Raw genomic sequence first — 20,376 nt, 5'->3', positions numbered from 1 at the left:
GAGGATATAAAAATGCGCGTTCTGGTCTTGGGTAGCGGCGTCATTGGTGTGACCAGTGCCTACTATTTGGCGCGGGCCGGCTTTGAAGTGGTTGTCGTCGACCGTCAGCCTGCTGCTGCCATGGAAACCAGTTTCGCCAACGCCGGCCAGGTGTCGCCAGGCTATGCATCGCCCTGGGCCGCACCGGGTGTGCCACTCAAGGCCATCAAGTGGCTGCTGCAACGCCACGCGCCGCTGGCGATCAAGGCCACCGCCGATATCGACCAATACCTGTGGATGGCGCAGATGCTGCGCAACTGCACCGCGAGCCGTTATGCGGTGAACAAGGAGCGCATGGTGCGCCTGTCCGAGTACAGCCGCGACTGCCTCGACGAACTGCGCGCGGAAACCGGCATTGCCTACGAAGGCCGTAGCCTGGGGACTACCCAACTGTTCCGCACCCAGGCGCAGCTGGATGGCGCAGCCAAGGACATCGCCGTGTTGAAAGAGTCCGGCGTGCCGTTCGAAGTGCTCGACCGCGCCGGCATTGCCCGCGTCGAGCCGGCCCTGGCGAGCGTCACCGATATCCTCGCCGGCGCCTTGCGCCTGCCTAACGACCAGACCGGTGACTGCCAGATGTTCACCACCCGCCTGGTCGACATGTGCAAGCAGCTCGGCGTGGAATTCCGCTTCGAGCAAGACATCCAGCGCCTCGATTACGCCGGTGACCGTATCAACGGCGTGTGGGTCGACGGCAAGCTGGAAACCGCCGACCGCTACGTGCTGGCCCTCGGCAGCTACTCGCCGAAATTGCTCAAGCCGCTGGGGATCAAGGCGCCGGTGTACCCGCTCAAGGGCTACTCGCTGACCGTGCCGATCACCAACCCGGCGATGGCGCCGACTTCGACCATTCTCGACGAGACCTACAAGGTCGCGATCACCCGTTTCGACAACCGCATCCGCGTCGGCGGCATGGCTGAAATAGCCGGTTTTGACCTGTCGCTTAACCCGCGTCGGCGCGAAACCCTGGAGATGATCGTCAACGACCTTTATCCTCAGGGCGGCGATTTGACCGAAGCCACGTTCTGGACCGGCCTGCGCCCGACCACCCCCGACGGCACGCCGATTGTCGGTGCTACCCCGTTCAAGAACCTGTTCCTGAATACCGGCCACGGCACCCTCGGTTGGACCATGGCTTGTGGCTCCGGTCGCTTGCTGGCCGACCTGATGGCCAAGAAAACGCCGCAGATCAGTGCGGAAGGCCTCGATATTTCCCGTTACGGCAACCACCAGGAGTCCGCACAACATGTCAATCCAGCGCCAGCTCACCAATGAGCGCATGAGCCAGATCGTTGTCCACAACGGTACCGTGTACCTGGCCGGGCAAGTCGGCGACGACATGAATGCCGGAATTGAACAGCAGACCCGTGAAACCCTGGCCAATATCGAGCGCTTGCTGGACCTGGCCGGCACTGACAAGACCAAGTTGCTGTCGGTGACGATCTACCTGAAAGACATCGACGCGGATTTCGCCGGCATGAACGCGGTATGGGACAAGTGGCTGCCCAAAGGTGTTGCGCCGGCCCGTGCCACGGTTGAAGCCAAGCTGTGCGAACCGGAAATCCTGGTAGAGCTGTCCGTCGTGGCTGCCCTGCCTTAAACAACGATCCCTCTCCCGGTGCCGAGGTTGCCTGTCGGTGCCGGTTTTTCTTCACTCTGCCGCCTAGAAGCCTGCCACCATGCGTCCTGCCCGTGCCCTGATTGACCTCCAAGCCCTGCGCCACAACTACCAATTGGCCCGTGAAGTCACGGGGGCCAAGGCCCTTGCCGTGATCAAGGCCGATGCCTACGGACATGGCGCCGTGCGTGTGGCCCAGGCGCTGGAAGCCGAGGCCGATGGGTTCGCCGTCGCCTGTATCGAAGAGGCGTTGGAGCTGCGCGCCGCCGGGATTCGTGCGCCGGTGCTGCTGCTGGAAGGTTTCTTCGAGGCTGATGAGCTGCCACTGATCATCGAGCATGATTTCTGGTGCGTGGTGCATTCGCTGTGGCAGTTGGAGGCCATCGAACAGGCCAAGCTGAGCAAACCGCTGACTATCTGGCTCAAGCTCGATTCCGGCATGCACCGTGTTGGCTTGCACCCCAAGGATTATCACGAGGCTTATCAGCGCTTGCTGGCCAGCGGCAAGGTGGCCAAGATCGTACTGATGAGCCACTTTGCCCGCGCCGATGAACTCGACTGCGTACGCAGTGATGAACAGGTGGCGGTGTTTGACGCGGCGCGCCAGGGCTTGTCGGCCGAGGTGAGCCTGCGCAACTCGCCATCGGTGATGGGCTGGCCGAATGTGTCCAGCGATTGGGTCCGTCCCGGCATCATGCTCTACGGTGCGACGCCTTTTGGCGAAGACCAGGCCGTAGCCTCGCGCTTGCAGCCAGTAATGACCCTGGAGTCCAAGGTTATCTGCGTACGTGAGCTGCCGGCCGGGGAGCCGGTGGGCTACGGCGCCAAGTTCATTACGCCGAAACCCATGCGTATCGGCGTGGTTGCCATGGGATATGCCGATGGCTATCCGCGCCACGCGCCGACCGGTACGCCGGTACTGGTGGCCGGGCAGCGCAGCCAGTTGCTGGGCCGTGTGTCCATGGACATGCTGTGCATCGACCTGACTGACCTGCCTCAGGCCGGGCTCGGTTCCACGGTGGAGTTGTGGGGCAAAAACATCCTGGCCAGTGATGTGGCGGTCGCCGCCGAGACCATTCCTTACCAACTGTTCTGCAACCTGCGCCGCGTGCCAAGGCTCTATTCCGAGGCTTGACCGCCAGTCACGAACACAAGCGCCCGGGATTTAGGCCCAAGTGTTGTAAATACTGAACGCTGTCGCCATGATAACGCTCAATTACAACAAAGCCTGAATCCTAGGAGGCTCCTGCATTGGACGTCGGCGAACGACTGCAATCCATCCGTAAACTGAAGGGTCTTTCCCAGCGCGAGCTCGCCAAGCGCGCGGGTGTCACCAACAGCACCATTTCGATGATCGAAAAAAACAGCGTCAGCCCCTCGATCAGCTCCTTGCGCAAGGTGCTGGGCGGCATCCCTATGTCCATGGTCGAGTTCTTTTCCGAGGAGATCCTCCAGGAAATACCGACGCAGATCGTCTATAAAGCCAATGAGCTCATTGATATCTCTGACGGCGCCGTCACCATGAAACTGGTAGGCCGGGCTCACCCCAGCCGGGCGATTGCGTTTCTCAACGAAATCTACCCGCCGGGCGCCGACACGGGCGAAGAAATGCTCACCCACGAAGGCGAAGAAACCGGGATTCTGGTGGAAGGTCGTCTGGAGTTGGTGGTCGGTCTTGAAACTTTTGTGCTCGAAGCGGGCGATAGCTACTACTTTGAAAGCACCAAGCCTCATCGTTTTCGCAATCCGTTCGACGTGCCGGCGCGACTAATCAGCGCAGCCACACCCGCGAACTTTTAAGAAAAGAGGCGTCCTGCCTGCGTGGCAGAGACTCCCGTAGCTGTATCCGTGAAGCTGAATCTCCCTTTATTTAATAGGGTTGTTTCGGCAGGGCGGGCTAACCGTTATACTTTCGCCGCCTGCGAAACCGTGGCCGCAGGCGTGAATAGCCACCATTGAGGGTGAACGCGTGAACCTAATTATGAAAATGCTGGCTGCACCAGCAACCGTACTGGCCCTATGGGCTGTCAGCGCTCAAGCTGCGACCAATGATGACATTGCCAAGCGCCTGGAGCCTGTCGGCCAGGTTTGCGTCCAGGGCCAGGAATGCAAAGGCATGGAAGTGGCGGTCGCCGCAGGCGGCGGCGCTGCGAAGACGCCGGATGAAATCATCGCCAAGCATTGCAACGCTTGCCACGGCACTGGCCTGTTGGGCGCGCCGAAAATCGGTGACACCGCTGCCTGGAAAGAACGCGCTGACCACCAGGGCGGCCTGGATGGCATCCTCGCCAAGGCCATTACCGGTATCAATGCCATGCCGCCAAAGGGCACCTGCGCCGATTGCTCGGATGATGACCTCAAAGGTGCGATCGAGAAGATGTCCGGTTTGAAATAAACCGATCTTCGCCAAAAAGCCGCTTACAAGCGGCTTTTTTGTACCCGTGATTTGTGTTTCAGCGCTGTTCTTTGCAGCAAAGACCCGGCAAGCTCGGTCCAACCCCTAATCATGGAATGTTCAGGAGGGTCGGATGGTGCAGTTGTGTTCAATCGAGCAAGCAGTTGACGATGTGCTGGAGCGGTTGCCGGCGCATATCCACATGGGCATGCCGCTTGGCCTGGGCAAGCCGAACCTGTTTGCCAACGCGCTGTACCGGCGCATTGCCAAATTGCCGGAGCGGTCGCTGACGATCTATACCGCCTTGAGCCTGGGCCGGCCAACACTGGGCGATGGCTTGCAGAAACGCTTTCTCGAACCCTTTATCGAGCGAGTGTTTGGCGATTATCCCGAACTGGATTTCCTCGCCGCCCTGCACAAGGACAACCTCCCGAAAAATATCCACGTGCAGCAGTTCTTCATGCAGCCCGGCAGCTTGCTCCACAGCGAGTCGGCCCAGCAGGATTACGTCAGCAGCAATTACAGCCACGCCGCCCGCGACATCAACGCCGCCGGCCTGAACCTGGTCGCTCAACTGGTTGCCAGCAGCAGCGAACACCCTGATCGTCTGAGCCTGAGCTGCAACCCGGATATCACCCTCGACCTGTTACCAATGATCGCCAAGCGCCGTGATGCCGGTGAAACCGTGCTGATCGTCGGCCAGGTCCACAGCGATTTACCCTACATGCCGGGTGATGCGGAGCTGGGCATGGACGCCTTCGATTACCTGATCGATGAAAAAGACAGCACCACGCTGTTCTCCACACCGAACATGCCGGTGGGCTTCCAGGACCACTTTATCGGCCTGCATGCCAGCACCTTGGTGCGCGATGGTGGCACTCTGCAGATCGGCATCGGCTCCATGGGGGATGCGCTGACTGCCGCGCTGCTGGCGCGCCAGGCGGACAATGAGGCCTACCGATTGCTGCTGACTGACCTGGACGTCTATCAGTGGGCGCCGTTGATCAGCCACGAAGGCGGTGTCGATCCGTTCGCGCGTGGCCTCTACGGGTGTAGCGAAATGTTCGTCAACGGGCTGCTGGTGCTGGCGGACGCGGGGATTATCCGCCGCAAGGTCTACCCGGATGTGGCGACGCAGCAGCAGGCTAACGCAGGCACGCTCGACGACGCCGCGCAGCCCGACGGGATCTCGATCCACGGTGGATTCTTCCTCGGCCCGCGAAGTTTTTACCAGCGCCTGCAGGAAATGACCCACGCCAAGCGCCTCGAATTCAACATGACCCGCATCAGTTACATCAATGAGCTGTACGGCCAGGAAGAACTCAAACGACTGCAACGGCGGGATGCTCGCTTTATCAACAGTGCGATCATGGTGACCTTGTTGGGCGCGGGGGTAGCGGACCAGTTGGAAGACGGGCGCGTGCTCAGCGGCGTGGGCGGGCAGTACAACTTCGTTGCCCAGGGTCATGCGCTGGAGGGCGCGCGCTCGATTTTGATCCTGCGCAGCTGGCGCGAATCGGCGGGGGAGGTCAGTTCCAATATCGTCTGGGACTATGGCCACTGCACGATTCCCCGGCACCTGAGGGATATCGTCATCACTGAGTATGGAATCGCCGATTTGCGCGGCCAGACGGATGCCAAGGTGATCGAAGCGCTGCTCAACGTAACCGACTCGCGCTTCCAGGATGACTTGATCGAAAAGGCGCAGAAGGCCGGCAAGTTGCCGAAGGATTTCCAGTTGGATCCGCGCTTTGCCGATAACACGCCGGAGCGGCTCCAAGGTATTCAGGCGCGGCATCGCCGGTTGTTCCCGGAGTATCCGCTGGGCAGCGATTTTACGGATGAAGAGCGGGATCTGTTGCGGGCGTTGAACTGGCTCAAGAGCAAATTCAAGCTGACGGAGATTCTGGAACTGGGTAAGGCGGCGTTGGATGCGCCGGAGCCGGAGGCGTATCCCGAGCATTTGAAACGGATGCGGTTGGATAACCCGGAGGGGCTGAAAGAGGATTTGTATCAACGTTTATTGCTCGCCGGCCTGCAGGCCACCGTGCACTGACAGCCCAACGCAAAACCAAATGTGGGAGCGGGCTTGCTCGCGAAAGTGGTGTATCAGTCGACGTCTACATTGACTGTCACAGCGCATTCGCGAGCAAGCCCGCTCCCACAGGGTTAATTGCATTCAGGCAGCGATTACTCGATGAAAGTGACCACGCCACCCGCCAGCGACTTCACCCGTGCCAGCGACTCAACCCGATAACCCTGCGCATCCAGCTCGGCACGACCACCCTGGAACGACTTCTCGATCACGATCCCCAAACCGGCGACGGTCGCGCCGGCCTGCTTGATGATCGAGATCAGCGCCTGGGACGCCTTGCCGTTGGCCAAAAAGTCATCGATCACCAGCACGCGGTCGCTGCTGGTCAGGTGGCGCGGGGAGATCGCCACAGTGCTTTCGACTTTCTTGGTGAAGGAATACACCGTCGCCGACAGCAGGTTTTCCGTCAGGGTCAGGGACTGTTGCTTGCGGGCGAAGATCACCGGCACGCCGAGGTTCAGGCCGGTCATGATCGCCGGGGCGATGCCCGAGGCTTCGATGGTGACGATCTTGGTGATGCCCGAATCCTTGAACAAGGCGGCGAATTCGTCGCCGATCAGCTTCATCAGTGCCGGGTCGATCTGGTGGTTCAGAAAGGCGTCGACCTTGAGTACCTGATCGGAAAGCACGATGCCTTCTTCGCGAATTTTCTTGTGCAGTGCTTCCACGGAAAGCTTCCTCTAATGGCGCGATGCGCGCCGAAAGTAGATTAAAAAGTAGTCGATTCTAGCGCTTTAACATCGCGCGTATGTCCGCCAAGGCGGTGTTGCCGCGAACGGCCTTTACCTCGGTCGGGGTGTCGTCATTGCCTTCCCAGGCCAGGTCGTCCGGCGGCAGCTCGTCCAGGAACCGGCTGGGGGCACAATCGATGATTTCGCCGTATTGCTTGCGCTTGGCGGCAAAGGTGAAGGCCAAAGTCTGACGCGCGCGGGTAATACCCACGTAGGCCAGGCGCCGTTCTTCTTCGATGGTGTCGGCTTCGATGCTGGAGCGGTGCGGGAGGATTTCCTCTTCCATGCCCATGATGAACACGTAGGGGAATTCCAGGCCCTTGGACGCATGCAAGGTCATCATCTGCACACCCTCGGCGCCGTCTTCCTCTTCCTGTTGGCGCTCAAGCATGTCGCGCAGTACCAGCTTGCCGATGGCGTCTTCGACGGTCATCTCGCCGTCTTCGTCTTTTTCCAGGGTGTTCTTCAGCGCTTCGATCAGGAACCAGACATTGCTCATGCGGTAATCCGCGGCCTTGTCGCTGGAGCTGTTGGTGCGCAGCCAGTTCTCGTAGTCGATGTCCATGACCATGCTGCGCAGGGCGCTGATCGGGTCTTCGCCGGCGCACTGCTCGCGGACCTTGTCCATGAAGCGCTTGAAGCGCGCCAGTCGATCGGTGAAGCGCGAGTCCAGGTGCTCGCCCAGGCCGATTTCGTCGGTGGCGGCGTACATCGAGATCTTGCGTTCAGTGGCGTAGTTGCCGAGTTTTTCCAGGGTGGTGGAGCCGATCTCGCGGCGCGGCACATTGATCACGCGCAGGAAGGCGTTGTCGTCGTCCGGGTTCACGATCAGCCGGAAGTAGGCCATCAGGTCTTTGACTTCCTGGCGTCCGAAAAAGCTGTTGCCGCCCGACAGGCGATACGGCACCTGGTGATGCTGCAATTTCAGCTCGATCAGCTTGGCCTGGTAGTTGCCGCGGTACAGGATTGCGAAATCGCTGTAGGGCCGGTCGGTGCGCAAGTGCAGGCTGAGGATTTCCACGGCCACGCGCTCGGCTTCGGCGTCTTCGTTACGGCAGCGGATCACGCGGATTTCGTCGCCGTGGCCCATCTCACTCCACAGTTGTTTTTCAAACTCGTGGGGGTTGTTCGAGATCAGCACGTTGGCGCAACGCAGGATGCGGCTGGTGGAGCGATAGTTCTGCTCCAGCATCACCACTTTCAGGGACGGGTAGTCGTCCTTGAGCAACATCAGGTTTTCCGGGCGCGCGCCGCGCCAGGCGTAGATGGACTGGTCGTCGTCGCCTACCACGGTGAACTGGTTGCGCTTGCCGATCAGCATTTTCACCAGCAGGTATTGGCTGGCGTTGGTGTCTTGGTATTCATCTACCAGCAGGTAGCGCACCTTGTTCTGCCATTTTTCGAGGATGTCGGCGTGTTCCTCGAACAGCTTCACCGGCAGCAGGATCAGGTCATCGAAGTCCACTGCGTTGAACGCCTTGAGCGTGCGCTGGTAGTGGGTGTAGACGATGGCGGCGGTCTGTTCCTTGGGGTTGCGTGCGTTTTCCAGGGCCTGGGCGGGCAGGATCAGGTCGTTTTTCCAGGCGCCGATCATGTTCTTGATCTCGTCCACGCCGTCGTCGCCTGCGTACTCCTTTTGCATGATGTCGGTCATCAGCGACTTCACGTCGGTCTCGTCGAAGATCGAGAAGCCCGGCTTGTAGCCCAGCCGCGCATGCTCCTTGCGGATGATGTTCAGGCCCAGGTTGTGGAAGGTGCACACGGTGAGGCCACGGCCCTCGCCACCCTTGAGCAGGGTGCCGACACGCTCTTTCATTTCTCGCGCCGCCTTGTTGGTAAAGGTCATGGCGACGATGTACTGGGCGCGGATGCCGCACTGCTGGATCAGGTGCGCGATCTTGCGGGTGATCACGCTGGTCTTGCCGGAGCCTGCACCGGCGAGCACCAATAGAGGGCCGCCGACGTAGTTCACGGCTTCTTGCTGCCGGGGATTGAGTCGGGACATACAGAATTCAGGGAGTCGTTGTTCAAAAGGGCGGGCATTTTAACAGGCTCGCAGGATTCTGCTCTGTCAGAACGACAGTGTGACGTACCACTCGATCTAAATTTGCCGGTTTTGATACTTTGCCGCAGGATGTCGGGGTTATTTGCGACTAATCTTTACAGTTCGCGTGTTTGGTAACCCCTATCATTGGTGATCATCTGGCCGCACGTCATAATGCCCGCTGTCACGAAATTTTGCAGAGTCTAGGGAGCTAGCTTGTCTACGCCTGTCGAACCCTTGCGTTTGCTGCTGCTGGCCGATGAGCCCGCGTGGGCAGCGTTGTTGCGCGAGTGCCTGGCGCCGATGGGCGATGGGGCTGTGCTGATCAGCGCACCAAACTGGGAGTCCGTGAGCCGTCTGTTCGATGACGACCACAGCGCCGTGCTGTTGACCACGCCCAGCTTGCAGCCCGGCCCTGGCCGCTGCAGCCTGCCGTGCGTATTGCTGCTGGAGCAGGAGCCGCTGGTTTCGCCGCTGGGCGTCAGCGATTGGCTGGTGCGCGATGTATTGGATGCCGATACAGTGCGCCGCTGCCTGCGCCACGTCCGCGAGCGTGGCGTACTGGAAAACACCCTGCAGCGCCTGGCCGAACAGGACCCGCTCACCGGTATCGCCAACCGCCAGGGCTTCCAGACCTTGCTCGCCGCACGACTGGTCGAGAATGAAGGCCGTGGCCTGGCCCTCGGCCACCTGGACCTCGACAATTTCCGCCACGCCAACGACGCCCTCGGCCACCAGGCCGGCGACCGGCTGATCCTGCAAGTGGTCTCGCGGCTCAAGAGCCAACTTGAGGTCGGGGACCAACTGGCGCGCCTGGGCAGTGACGAGTTTGCCCTCTTGATCGACACCCGCCGCGCGCCCCAGCGTGCCGAGTGGATGGCCGAGCGCATCACCGAAGTCATGGCCGAACCGTACTGGGTGGATGGCGAAAGCCTGCTGATCGGCTGCAGCCTGGGGGTGGCCCATGCCCGTGCCCGCGCCGGCGCCGACCCGCTGATGTGGCACGCCCATATCGCCATGCAGCAGGCCAAAAGCACCCAAGGCTGCACCTTTCATATCTTCAACGAACGCATCAACCGCAACGCGCGCAGCCTGGCCGACCTGGAAAGTGAGCTGCGCCGCGCCTTGCGTCGTGACGAACTGGAGCTGCACTACCAACCGCGCCTGGACCTCGACGACGGGCATATCGTCGGCCTTGAAGCCTTGGTGCGCTGGCGCCACGACGAGCGTGGCCTGTTGCCGCCGAGTGAGTTCGTGCCCCTGGCCGAACAAAGCGGCCTGATCGTGCCGTTGGGTTACTGGGTGATCTCCCGCGCGCTGCGCGACATGCAGGACCTGCGCGAACGTGGCCTGCCGCCGCTGCACATGGCGGTCAACCTGTCATTCCGTCAGTTCCAGGACAGCCAGTTGCTCTCCACCCTCAGCCGGCTGATTGCCGAGCGGGGCGTTGAGGCACAGTGGCTGGAGTTCGAACTCACCGAAACCGCCGTGATGCGCCGCAGTGACCTGGTCAAGCAGACCATGGACGCCCTCGGCCGCCTCGGTGTTCGGTTCTCCCTGGACGATTTCGGCACGGGCTTTTCATCGTTCGTGCACCTCAACAGCCTGCCGATCGCCTTGTTGAAGATCGACAAGAGTTTTGTCGGCGGTATGGAAGAGCGCGAAGAGAACCGCAAACTGGTGCACGCCATGATCAACCTGGCCCACAATCTCAACCTTGAAGTGGTCGCCGAAGGCGTGGAAACGCCGGAGCAACTTGCACTGTTGCGCTTGTTTGGCTGCGACCAGGCCCAGGGTTACCTGATCAGCAAGCCGCTGCCGTTGGCGGAGCTTGTGGAGTACCTGACCTTCGGGAAAAGCCAGCAGGCCTTGCTGGGTTGATTGGGTGCCCACCCAATCAACTGTGGGAGCAGGCAAGCCAGCTCCCACACTGACCGATTACAGCCTTCAATCCGGCTGAGCTGCTTGCAACGTGCTGTAGGTTTCAGGCTCTCGCCGAATCATGCGCTTCATCTTCGCTTCAAATGCCCAAGTCAGGCTGACTGCCGCGCACGCCAGGCCCAGCGCCAAGCCCCACCATACGCCGGTCGGTCCCCAGCCCAGGGTGAAGGCCATCAGCCAGGCCGACGGTGCCCCGATCAACCAATAGCAACCCGCGCCGATCAGGAAGGTGGTCTTGGCGTCCTTGAGCCCGCGAATGCAGCCCATGGCGATGGTTTGCACACCGTCGAACAGCTCGAACCAGGCGGCGACAGCGAGCAGGCTGACGGCCAGGACGATCACGTCATGGAAGGCCGGGTCGTTATGGTCGATAAGCAATCCGATCAAAGGATCGGAATAAAGCCACAGCACGGCGGCAAATCCCAACATCACCGCTGCGCCAAATCCGATGCCGACGCGCCCGGCCAGGCGTGCCTGCAGCAACTGCCCAGCGCCGTAATGTTGGCCGATACGCATGGTCACCGCGTAAGACATCCCCGCCGGCACCATGAACGCCACCGAGACAATTTGCAGCGCGATCTGGTGCGCCGCCAACTGCGTGCTGCCCATGGTGCCCATGCACAGCGCCGCAAACGCGAACAACCCGACTTCCACCGCATAAGTGCCGCCAATCGGCAGGCCCAGGCGCCACAGCTCGCGCAGGTACTGGGTATTGAGGCGCAGCAGGCCGGTGCTCAACGGGTACGCCGCATAGGTACGGTTGCGGTGGATGTACCACATCAGCGCCAACGCCATGCCATTGGCGACGACGGCCGTGACCAGTCCGATGCCCATCAGGCCCAGTTTCGGCAGGCCGAACATGCCTTCGATCAACGCATGGTTGAGCAGGTAGTTGGCCACCGCGCCACCGAGGCTGATCACCATCACCGGCTGGGCCTTGCCAATCGCGCTGGTGAAGCCGCGCAAGGCCATGAAGCTCAGGAAACCCGGGAGGGCGAACGGCAGGATCGTCAGGAATTGCCCCGCCGAGTGCACGTTGGTCTCGGTCTGGCCGAACAGCAGCAGCAGCGGCTTGAGGTTCCACAACAGCAAGCCGGCCGCCAAGGCCATCAGCCAGGCGAGCCACAGTCCGGCCTGGGTCAGGCGGGTGGCGCCTTCGATATCCCCCGCGCCGTGACGGATTGCCACCAAGGTGCCCACGGCGGCAATCACGCCGATGCAGAAAATCGACACGAACGAATAGCTTGCCGCGCCCAGGCCGCCACCGGCCAGGGCTTCGGGGCTCAGGCGCGCCATCATCAGGGTGTCGGTCAGCACCATCAGCATGTGCGCCAACTGTGAGGCAATCAACGGCCCTGACAGCCGCAGAATGGCCCAGAGTTCGGTACGTGCCGGATGCTGCATGATCATCACGCTCGAATAGTCGAAGGGTTGAGGGAGGGTTGATTCTCGGCGCTCTCAGCGCATTGCACAAAGGGATAAATGCGATCGTTCACATGACTAAAACTCATGCCTGATGAATCTGGTACGTTACGGCATTGCTTGTAGGAGCTTGCCAAATGTCACGTCGCCTTCCTCCCCTTTATGCCCTTCGCGCGTTTGAGGCGGCATCGCGGCACAATTCCTTCACCCGTGCGGCGGAGGAACTGTCTATAACGCAAAGTGCGGTGAGCCGACACATCCGCACATTGGAAGAGCACTTCGCCTGCCGCCTGTTCCAGCGCAGCGGCCGCACCTTGCAGCTCACCGAGGCGGCGCGTCTGTTGTTGCCTGGTGTGCGCGAAGGTTTCGCCGCGCTGGAGCGGGCCTGCCATACCTTGAATGCCGAAGACGACATCCTGCGCATGAAGGCACCGTCCACCCTGACCATGCGCTGGCTGTTGGCGCGGCTCAGCCGGTTCCGTGCGTTGCAGCCCGGCAATGAGGTGCAACTGACCAGCGCCTGGATGAGTGTGGACGAGGTGGACTTCAACCAGGAACCCTTCGACTGCGCCGTGCTGCTGAGCTACGGCCATTTTCCGGCGGATTGGGAGGCCAGTTATCTATTCCCGGAATTGCTGATTCCGGTGGGCGCCCCCAACCTGCTGGAGGATGGACCCTGGGATGTCGAGCGCCTGGCCACCGCCGAGTTGCTGCACCCCACGCCTGACCGTCGTGATTGGCGCAACTGGCTGGAGCGCATGGGCTTGTCATCCCAGGTGTCGCTCAAGGGCGGGCAGGTGTTCGATACCCTCGAACTGGGCATGATCGCCGCTGCGCGGGGTTACGGCGTATCCATGGGTGACCTGCTGATGGTGGCCGAAGACGTGGCCCAGGGCCGATTGAGCCTGCCCTGGCCAACAGCCGTAGCCAGTGGTGAAAGTTATTACCTGGTGTGGCCGAAGACCCGCCCCGGCGGTGAGCGGCTGCGGCGCTTGGCGGAGTTTCTCCAGGCGGAGGTCAAGGCGATGGCGTTGCCTTCAGTCGAACGTCTCGATTGAGTGGTTGCAGAGCGTTCGTGCAATCGTTTGCGTGATACCCCTGTGATTCGCTCAAGTATTGCTTCGCCCAGCCGAAGAAGGTGTGTTGGAACAATCGTGCACCAACGTTTCCCACCAGATAATTTGCCGAGCAACGCTATGAGATCAGGATGATCCTGGCCTCGGCCAGGAGCCTTCATGACTCAACCTCGCGCTCGGATAGCCTCACAGCTAGGCCTCGCACTCGCCGTGATTCTGGCTGTCGTCATCAGCGGCAGTACTGTGTTTGCTCTGCGTTCCCTCGACTCCGCCAACCTCGCCACCCGCGAGGAACACCTGGCCAGCGAGGCGCGCTTGCTTGCCGATCAACTCAACACCTTCCACGGCACCTTGCGCGAGAGTACCCAGCGGTTGAGCGGGCTGTTCGAAAAGCGTTTTGGTGCCGGTTTGAGTGTGCGTGCAGACCAACCAGTGACCGTGGCCGGTGTGCAGACCCCGAGCCTGTATCTGGGCAGCGAGGTGTTGAACAACAACTTCGAGGATGTGGATGAGTTCAAGCAGATGTCCGGCGGCGTGGCCACGGTGTTTGTACGCAGCGGCGAAGACTTCATCCGCATCAGCACGTCGTTGACCAAACAGGATGGTAACCGCGCCATCGGTACGGTCCTGGATCGCCAAGGCCCGGCTTATCAGCGTGTGCTCAGCGGGCAGACCTACATCGGCCGGGCGGTATTGTTCGACCGCTCCTACATGACCCAATACAGCCCCGTGCGTGATAGCAGCGGCCAGGTCATCGCCGTGCTGTTCATCGGTTTTGACTACACCGATGCGCAGAATGCCCAGTTCGAGAATCTCAAGCGCTTCCGTATCGGCCAGACCGGCTCCCTGGCCCTGCTGGACGAGCAGAAGCGCTGGCTGGTGCCCCCGGCTGGCGTGCAGGCGCTGGACCAGGCGGTTCCAGTGATGTTGGACCTGGCCAAAACACCAGGCAAAGGTCGCTTCTGGGCGGACAAGAACGAAGAATTCTACAGCGTCTCTGTGCCCTTCGACGGCGGGCCGTGGGCAGTTGTCGCGAGCATGCCCAAGGCCGAGATTCGCTCGGTGACCTGGGACGTCGGCATCCGCCTGGTGATCGGCAGCGTGCTTGCCATGCTGCTGGCGGTCGGCGCAACGGTCTGGTTGCTGCGTAGCAAGTTGGCGCCGTTGGGCGACCTGGTGCGCCAGGCCGAAGCCTTGGGTGCGGGGGACTTGAGCGTACGCCTGAATGTGTCCAGCCATGACGAAATCGGCCAGTTGGCGCGCAGCTTCAACCAGATGGGTGAAGCGCTGTCGACCATGGTCTCGCATATCCGCAAGGCAGCCGAAGAGGTCAACAGCCGTGCCCAGGCGTTGTCTGGGTTATCCGGTGGTGCTTATGAGGGCATGGAGCAGCAGTCCGGTGAGATCACTAGCATGGCTGGTGCAGTGGAAGAGTTCAGCGCCACGTCGCTGAACATCGCCGATAACATGGGCAGCACCGAACGCCTCGCCCAGGAAAACGCCCAGCAAACCCGTATCGGGCGCAACTCGATGCAAGAAGCGTCGTCGTCCCTGGAACACATCGCCGCCGCGCTCAACAGCACGGCTACGGTGATCAACACCCTGGGCCAGCGTTCCCAGGAAATTGGCGGGATCGTCGGCGTGATCACCTCGATCGCCGAACAAACCAACCTGCTGGCACTCAACGCCGCCATCGAAGCCGCACGGGCGGGTGAGCAGGGTCGTGGGTTTGCCGTGGTCGCTGATGAGGTGCGTAACCTGGCGTCGCGTACCCGTGAGGCCACCGACGAAATTTCCGGGATGATCCAGAGCATCCAGCAGGAAACCGGCAACGCCATCAGCACCATGGAGCGCGGCAACGTATTGATGCAGGAAGGCCTGTCGCGCAACGCCGATGTGGCGTCGGCCCTGGCGCGTATCGACGAGCAAAGCCGCTCGGCCGGTCAGCAGTTCGCTGCGATCACCACCGCCACCCAGGAACAGAGCAGCACCGCGACTTTGCTCAGCAGCAACCTGCAGAGCATTGCGCTGGCCAACAGCGAGCAGCGCGAGGTGGTGTCGAACCTGGCGATCACGGCCAAGGAACTGGAGACCCTGGCGGCGGGCCTGCGGCATGAAGTGGATCGGTTTCGTTGAGACCTAGCGGTCGCCCAGCCCTGGGTCCACGCGCTTGCCGATGTCTTTGAGGCGCGCCAGTTGGTCGACCATGCCAGGGGCTTCGTCCATGCTGGTGACGAAGGTCCACAGGTAGGTCATGACCGCATACACATGACCGGCCTTGACTGCGGGGGACAAGGCCAACTGGCTGATGGCGACCACGAAGAGCAAGGCAGCCAGTGTGCCGAGAAACAGGTACGCAGCGGCCTCGCGGTCTGACAGCCAGATCCGCAGGCGAGACAGCACCTGGTAGTGGCGTCGCAGGGTCGGCGCACCGACTTTTTCCACCAGGCCGATTTCCTTTTCCAAGCGATTATTCAGGCGCTCATGCAGCGCTTGGTTACGTTGGGCAAAGCGCGGCAACAGCGTGATACACAGCACCAGTGCGCCCAGGCACGCGAGACCGACCCAGGGCTCGATCACGATCAGCATCACCGCCGCACCAATAATCGATACCAGCGCCGTGGCGATGATCGGCACGTGTTTCTCAAAGAAGTCGACGAACTCTCGTGCGAGCACCACCCGTGCCGCTGACTTGGAGGTGCTGTGATTCTGCAGGCGCTGGTTCAGAATCACCGGCACCGCCAGGTCGGCGTAGATCCGGGTGAAGGTTCGGGTGTCCAGCGCCCGGCGTGCCGCGCCGACGACCCAGAACGCCAGGACCACGGCGGCGTAGAACAGAGCGTTGCTGGCATCGCCCCGAATGATTGCATCCACCGCAAACCCGGCAAACAACGGGTATGCCAGCAGCAGGGCATTTTCCAATGCAACCAATGACAGCGTGCCGAACAGCTTGCCGGGATAGGCTTTGGCGATCGCTTTGAGGGTCTGGCCGGCGGATTGCTGGCCGATTTTCTTGCTTTCTTCGATCAGGATTTGAGGCGTGACGGATGTCATGGGTGCACCAAAGGGATGATAGACGCTATTATTGAGCGACTGCTCAAGTATCCTTGAGCGATCGCTCAAAAAGCAAGCGCCGCTTATCTGCCGGTGCCGAAAGGAATTGCCATGTCGCGTATCGACCGTAAAGACCAGATCATCGCCGCCGCCCTGGAGTTGTTTCGCAGCAAGGGGTTTGCCGATGTGTCCACCCGCGACCTGGCCGAACATGCCGGGCTGTCCCGTAGCCACGTTTATCACTACTTCAGTGATTGGAAGGAGCTGCGCCGCGAAGCCTTCGTGCGGTTTGCCAATGAGCAGTTGGACGAAGTACGGGCGCCTCTGGCAGAAGCCCCCCCGCTGGATGCCTTTGTGGGTTTTTTGCGTGACTGCCTTCCGAGCACCGCCGATGCAGGCTGGGCGCTGTGGCTGGATGCCTGGGACGAAGCGATGCAAGACCCGCAAATGGCCCAGGCTTACCTGGTGATCAATGCTCAATGGCAAGGCATGCTCGCCGAAGTGATCGAGCGAGGTGTCGCTGCCAATGTCCTGCGTTGTGACTCGCCACAACGCGCTGCCCGCCAAATCTTTGCAGTGGCGATGGGCTACGCCGACGACCTGATGCTCCAGCCCTCCACGGAGTCGGCCGAAGCGGCCTTGGATGAAGTGATGGAAGTGGCGCGGTTGCTGCTGGACTTTCCACAGTCACCCTAGCCAACAGCCGCGGGCCGATACTGCAACGCTTCCGCCAGATGCGCCCGGTTGATGCTATCGGTGTGCTCAAGGTCGGCTAGGGTGCGTGCCACTTTGAGCAGTCGATGGGCTGCGCGCAGGGAAAGCGTCAGCCGTTCACAGGCGTTTTCCAGCCAGCATTCGTCGACCTTCGCCAGCTTGCAGTGCTTGCGTAGCTCCGGCAGATCAAGGAAAGCATTCGCACAGCCTTGGCGTTGCTGTTGGCGATCGCGGGCCTGGGCGACCCGTGCCGACGCCTCGGCTGTGTTATCGCCTGCCTGCTGGGTAGGATTCAACGCAGTGGTTTCTCGCGCCACAGTGAGGTGCAAGTCGATGCGGTCCAGCAGCGGCCCGGAGAGCTTGTTGCGATAGCGCTGGATCTGCTCCGGCGTACAGCGACAACGTCCGCTGGGTTCGCCGAGGTACCCGCAAGGGCAGGGGTTCATGGCGGCGACCAGTTGGAAACGGGCCGGGAAGCTCACGCGGTCGCGGGCACGGGAAATCACGATGTGCCCTGATTCGAACGGGGGTCAGTATAATCACATTTTTTCGATTTAGGATTTTGCCATGGCCAGAGCCTATGCCTACGTGCGTTATTCGTCGATGAAGCAGCGTGAGGGGGATACCGTCGAGCGACAGGTGACGCCGTTGGAAGCATTCACCGAAGATACTGGGGTTGTCATTGCCGAAACATTCTTTGACGAAGGTGTATCTTCCTTTCGTGGTAATAACGCTAAGTTTGGTGAGCTAAAAGTTATTCTTGACAGAATAAAAAGCGGAGAACTTCGTCATGGTGACTATCTGGTTGTGGAGTCCATTGATCGGATAACACGGCAAAAGGTTTTTGATGGTGTGGAATTGTTAAGTTCAATTCTGAAGTCTGGAGTTAGAATTTACACAACTACTGATAAGAAAACCTATTCACTGGATGATTCGGCTAAGCATTTTGAAACACTGATGATGATCTCCCTTATTGCACAGCGTGCGAACGAAGAATCGGAGACAAAGTCGGATCGGCGGAAGAAGAAATGGCGATCAGCTAAACGCTTAGCCGTGGAAGAAGGAAAGGTTTTCAACAAGCATAATCCACCATATGGGATACGTTATTGTGAAGATTCACAAAGGTTTGTACTTGATGAAAAACAAGCGGAAGAAGTAAGGCAAATCTTTGAGCTTTTGAAAGTTACAGGTGTTTCTAATGTTATTAGAATAGTAAATCAGACGTCTGAGCGTAGGTGGACAAATAAAGCAATTAACGTATTACTTCGAAGCCAGTACCCTCGTGGTGTAATGATGTCACAGAAGCGGGGTGATGGTCAGAAAAAAGTATTCATTGAATTCATTGAAGGTTATTACCCCGCAATAGTCACGAATACACAGTTCAATGAGGCCATCGCTGCAATGCAGTCTAGGAGGACTAGAAAGGAATACGGCAATAGTACGATTGGGAACTTGAATGTTTTTCGTCACGTTGTTAAATGTGGTTCGTGTGGCGAAAGCTTTGTGTTTGAGAAGCAGCGTAACCAAAAAGGCGAGTTGTATTACTATTTCAATTGCAAAACAAGAAAGGAGCATAAAGGTGACTGTGTGCAACGGTTTCGATATGACCTGGCAATCGGTATGTTATTGCGAGCAGTTTCGCTATTAAGTCCGGCCAAGAAAATAATGACAAAGCCTATGGCCATCAATCTGCCAGAAGAAATAGAAAGATTGATTAGAAAGGATGGTGATAACCGTTTGAAGGCTATGCCAGAAGTAAGCAAAAACCGGGGATTTATAGCTGGTACCATTGCGGAAAGCCCAGAGCAAAAGCAAATCAGGCTGAGGATGAGAAAATTCGGTGATGATTTATTTTCTAAGATAATGAATCATGCCGGTGCAACATCAAAGTTGGAAAACAAGCTTGATAATGCCAAGGAAAAACTTGCTAGGTTGCAAATGACCCTTGATAATTTGAATGAAAATATGAATGCAGTGGTTGACGAGAATGTCGGGCGTATACCCCGTGCGTTGCTCGATAAAATTGGCTCAGTTGAGCAAGAACGTGATGATCAACAAGAAATTGTCGATGCTTTGGGCGTGGAGGTTTCTGAGATGTCTGTCACGATTCCTATTGCATCGGCAAAGGACTTGATAGAGAAGTTTCAAACCGAGGAAGGGCGATTGGAGTTGAACGGATTTTTCAAGAAACAGAAGGTGGTATTCAGTTTTGAATTTGATCCAGAAGTTCGCAGGCTTGATATGACGGTATTTCAAAATAGTGAAGTAGTCTGGAAGGACCAAAGTTATTTTGGGCTTCACAAGCCGTTATCCCAATTTGGGATTTCCAAACTTGAGGATGTGATGTCATCAGAATGATTGATGTGTGGTTTTTCAGGCGCCCTACTTCATCATTCCCAGCGCGGTTACCTTGGACCCTTTGCCCCTTTACACCGAAAATAGGGGGGTCCAATTTGGTCTACCCCCCCCTTCACAGGGCTAGGGGGGTATTCCAGTGGCGTTTAATGGTTGCAATGCCCATGTCTAATTTTCCGGCCACCTGTGCTTGGGTCAAGCCTTGGGCTTTCAAGTGTTGAACTTGTTTCGCAGTTTGAATCGCAGGTGGGCGCCCAAGCTTCTTACCTTCTGCCTTGGCACGCATCAAACCTTGTTGTGTACGTTCAATCAACAGGTCGCGTTCGAATTCAGCAACTGCGTTCAATACCTGCATGGTCATCTTCCCGGCTGGGCTGGTAAGGTCCACCCCGCCCAGCGCAAGACAATGAACACGAATACCGTTATTCGATAGGTGTTCAACGGTCGCACGCACATCCATCGCGTTTCGACCCAGACGATCAAGCTTGGTAACGATCAGTACATCCCCGCTTTCCATCCGATCCAACAGCTTCTGGAATCCTGGCCGTTCAATGGCGGCGATGCTGCCGGACACCACTTCTTCAACTACACGAGCGGGTTGTACGTCGAACCCGGCTGTTCTCACTTCCTGTACTTGGTTGAATGTGAACTGGTTGGCTGTGGAAACGCGGCAATAGAGAAAGGTACGTGACATGATAGTAGCTCTGGTATCGTTTATGGTGGTATCAGTGTATTGTGGTATCACAAACAAAACAACAATATTTTTATGATACCGGTAGGGTCGAGTTTTATGGGTGTCGCAAAACGGTCGTTTAACGATACGTTTTCATATGCGCGAAATGTACCTTATGCGCCAGCATGGAGCGTTGTGCCGGTGCTGTTTGTAGGTGAG

At 59.0% G+C, this 20,376-nt stretch carries 16 protein-coding genes and 1 pseudogene; 11 read left to right on the top strand and 6 right to left on the bottom strand.

The genetic code is table 11. The features are described from left to right. Window positions 1–12 precede the first annotated feature (12 nt). From dadA to PF1751_RS27140, 6 genes are all read left to right on the top strand, one after another. A complete protein-coding gene (gene dadA, locus PF1751_RS27165; protein WP_010207481.1) occupies window positions 13–1,314 on the top strand; it encodes a D-amino acid dehydrogenase in 1,302 nt (433 codons plus the stop codon). Continuing rightward, window positions 1,286–1,639, top strand: coding sequence for a RidA family protein (locus tag PF1751_RS27160; RefSeq protein ID WP_010207480.1), 354 nt, complete (start codon window positions 1,286–1,288; stop codon window positions 1,637–1,639). Before dadA ends, PF1751_RS27160 begins: the two co-directional genes overlap by 29 nt. Window positions 1,640–1,718: 79 nt before the next feature. Continuing rightward, window positions 1,719–2,792, top strand: coding sequence for an alanine racemase (alr, locus tag PF1751_RS27155; protein ID WP_021492603.1), 1,074 nt, complete (start codon window positions 1,719–1,721; stop codon window positions 2,790–2,792). 116 nt (window positions 2,793–2,908) lie between these two features. Next, complete coding sequence (locus tag PF1751_RS27150; protein WP_003176893.1) at window positions 2,909–3,457, top strand: cupin domain-containing protein; 549 nt, start codon at window positions 2,909–2,911, stop codon at window positions 3,455–3,457. Window positions 3,458–3,638: 181 nt separating this feature from the next. Then, the gene (locus PF1751_RS27145; protein WP_010207476.1) at window positions 3,639–4,052 is read left to right on the top strand and encodes a c-type cytochrome; all 414 of its coding nucleotides are present in this window, start codon (window positions 3,639–3,641) and stop codon (window positions 4,050–4,052) included. Window positions 4,053–4,185: 133 nt separating this feature from the next. Beyond that, on the top strand, window positions 4,186–6,108 hold the full coding sequence (locus tag PF1751_RS27140) for an acetyl-CoA hydrolase/transferase C-terminal domain-containing protein (RefSeq protein WP_044288060.1): 1,923 nt from the start codon (window positions 4,186–4,188) through the stop codon (window positions 6,106–6,108). Window positions 6,109–6,242: 134 nt separating this feature from the next. On the opposite strand, the gene PF1751_RS27135 is transcribed toward PF1751_RS27140, so the two are convergent. Together PF1751_RS27135 and rep are read right to left on the bottom strand one after the other, a co-directional pair. Next, entirely contained in the window at window positions 6,243–6,815 is a 573-nt protein-coding gene (locus PF1751_RS27135) for a xanthine phosphoribosyltransferase (RefSeq protein WP_010207474.1), read from the bottom strand. Between the two features lie 58 nt (window positions 6,816–6,873). Beyond that, a complete protein-coding gene (rep, locus tag PF1751_RS27130; RefSeq protein WP_010207473.1) occupies window positions 6,874–8,883 on the bottom strand; it encodes a DNA helicase Rep in 2,010 nt (669 codons plus the stop codon). Between the two features lie 255 nt (window positions 8,884–9,138). Between rep and PF1751_RS27125 the strand changes: the two genes are divergently transcribed. Then, on the top strand, window positions 9,139–10,803 hold the full coding sequence (locus PF1751_RS27125; RefSeq protein WP_010207472.1) for a putative bifunctional diguanylate cyclase/phosphodiesterase: 1,665 nt from the start codon (window positions 9,139–9,141) through the stop codon (window positions 10,801–10,803). A 66-nt stretch (window positions 10,804–10,869) separates the two neighbouring features. On the opposite strand, the gene PF1751_RS27120 is transcribed toward PF1751_RS27125, so the two are convergent. After that, the gene (locus PF1751_RS27120) at window positions 10,870–12,273 is read right to left on the bottom strand and encodes a NorM family multidrug efflux MATE transporter (RefSeq protein WP_010207471.1); all 1,404 of its coding nucleotides are present in this window, start codon (window positions 12,271–12,273) and stop codon (window positions 10,870–10,872) included. Between the two features lie 149 nt (window positions 12,274–12,422). Between PF1751_RS27120 and PF1751_RS27115 the strand changes: the two genes are divergently transcribed. Next, window positions 12,423–13,343 (top strand): LysR substrate-binding domain-containing protein, encoded by a 921-nt coding sequence (locus PF1751_RS27115; RefSeq protein WP_010207468.1) that lies wholly within the window; start codon window positions 12,423–12,425, stop codon window positions 13,341–13,343. 177 nt (window positions 13,344–13,520) lie between these two features. After that, window positions 13,521–15,497, top strand: a complete 1,977-nt coding sequence (locus tag PF1751_RS27110) for a methyl-accepting chemotaxis protein (RefSeq protein ID WP_010207466.1) — start codon at window positions 13,521–13,523, stop codon at window positions 15,495–15,497. A gap of 3 nt (window positions 15,498–15,500) precedes the next feature. On the opposite strand, the gene PF1751_RS27105 is transcribed toward PF1751_RS27110, so the two are convergent. Next, the gene (locus PF1751_RS27105; RefSeq protein WP_176331943.1) at window positions 15,501–16,415 is read right to left on the bottom strand and encodes an ABC transporter six-transmembrane domain-containing protein; all 915 of its coding nucleotides are present in this window, start codon (window positions 16,413–16,415) and stop codon (window positions 15,501–15,503) included. Window positions 16,416–16,526: 111 nt separating this feature from the next. Between PF1751_RS27105 and PF1751_RS27100 the strand changes: the two genes are divergently transcribed. Next, window positions 16,527–17,111, top strand: a complete 585-nt coding sequence (locus PF1751_RS27100; RefSeq protein ID WP_044288170.1) for a TetR/AcrR family transcriptional regulator — start codon at window positions 16,527–16,529, stop codon at window positions 17,109–17,111. Here the strand turns inward: PF1751_RS27100 and PF1751_RS27095 are convergent. Continuing rightward, a pseudogene (locus tag PF1751_RS27095) lies at window positions 17,108–17,656 on the bottom strand (ATP-binding protein); the annotation flags it as partial. The gene PF1751_RS27100 and the pseudogene PF1751_RS27095 overlap by 4 nt on opposite strands. 40 nt (window positions 17,657–17,696) lie before the next feature. Here PF1751_RS27095 and PF1751_RS27090 point away from each other — a divergent pair. Further along, the gene (locus PF1751_RS27090; protein WP_044288059.1) at window positions 17,697–19,487 is read left to right on the top strand and encodes a recombinase family protein; all 1,791 of its coding nucleotides are present in this window, start codon (window positions 17,697–17,699) and stop codon (window positions 19,485–19,487) included. 112 nt (window positions 19,488–19,599) lie between these two features. Here the strand turns inward: PF1751_RS27090 and PF1751_RS27085 are convergent, their stop codons facing one another. Next, window positions 19,600–20,178: a recombinase family protein gene (locus PF1751_RS27085; RefSeq protein ID WP_044288058.1), complete on the bottom strand. Its 579-nt coding sequence runs from the start codon at window positions 20,176–20,178 to the stop codon at window positions 19,600–19,602. Window positions 20,179–20,376 lie beyond the last annotated feature (198 nt).

This window comes from Pseudomonas simiae, assembly GCF_000934565.1.
In the GTDB taxonomy this organism is placed as follows: Bacteria; Pseudomonadota; Gammaproteobacteria; order Pseudomonadales; family Pseudomonadaceae; genus Aquipseudomonas; species Aquipseudomonas simiae.
This window is presented reverse-complemented; position numbering and strand designations above follow the sequence as displayed.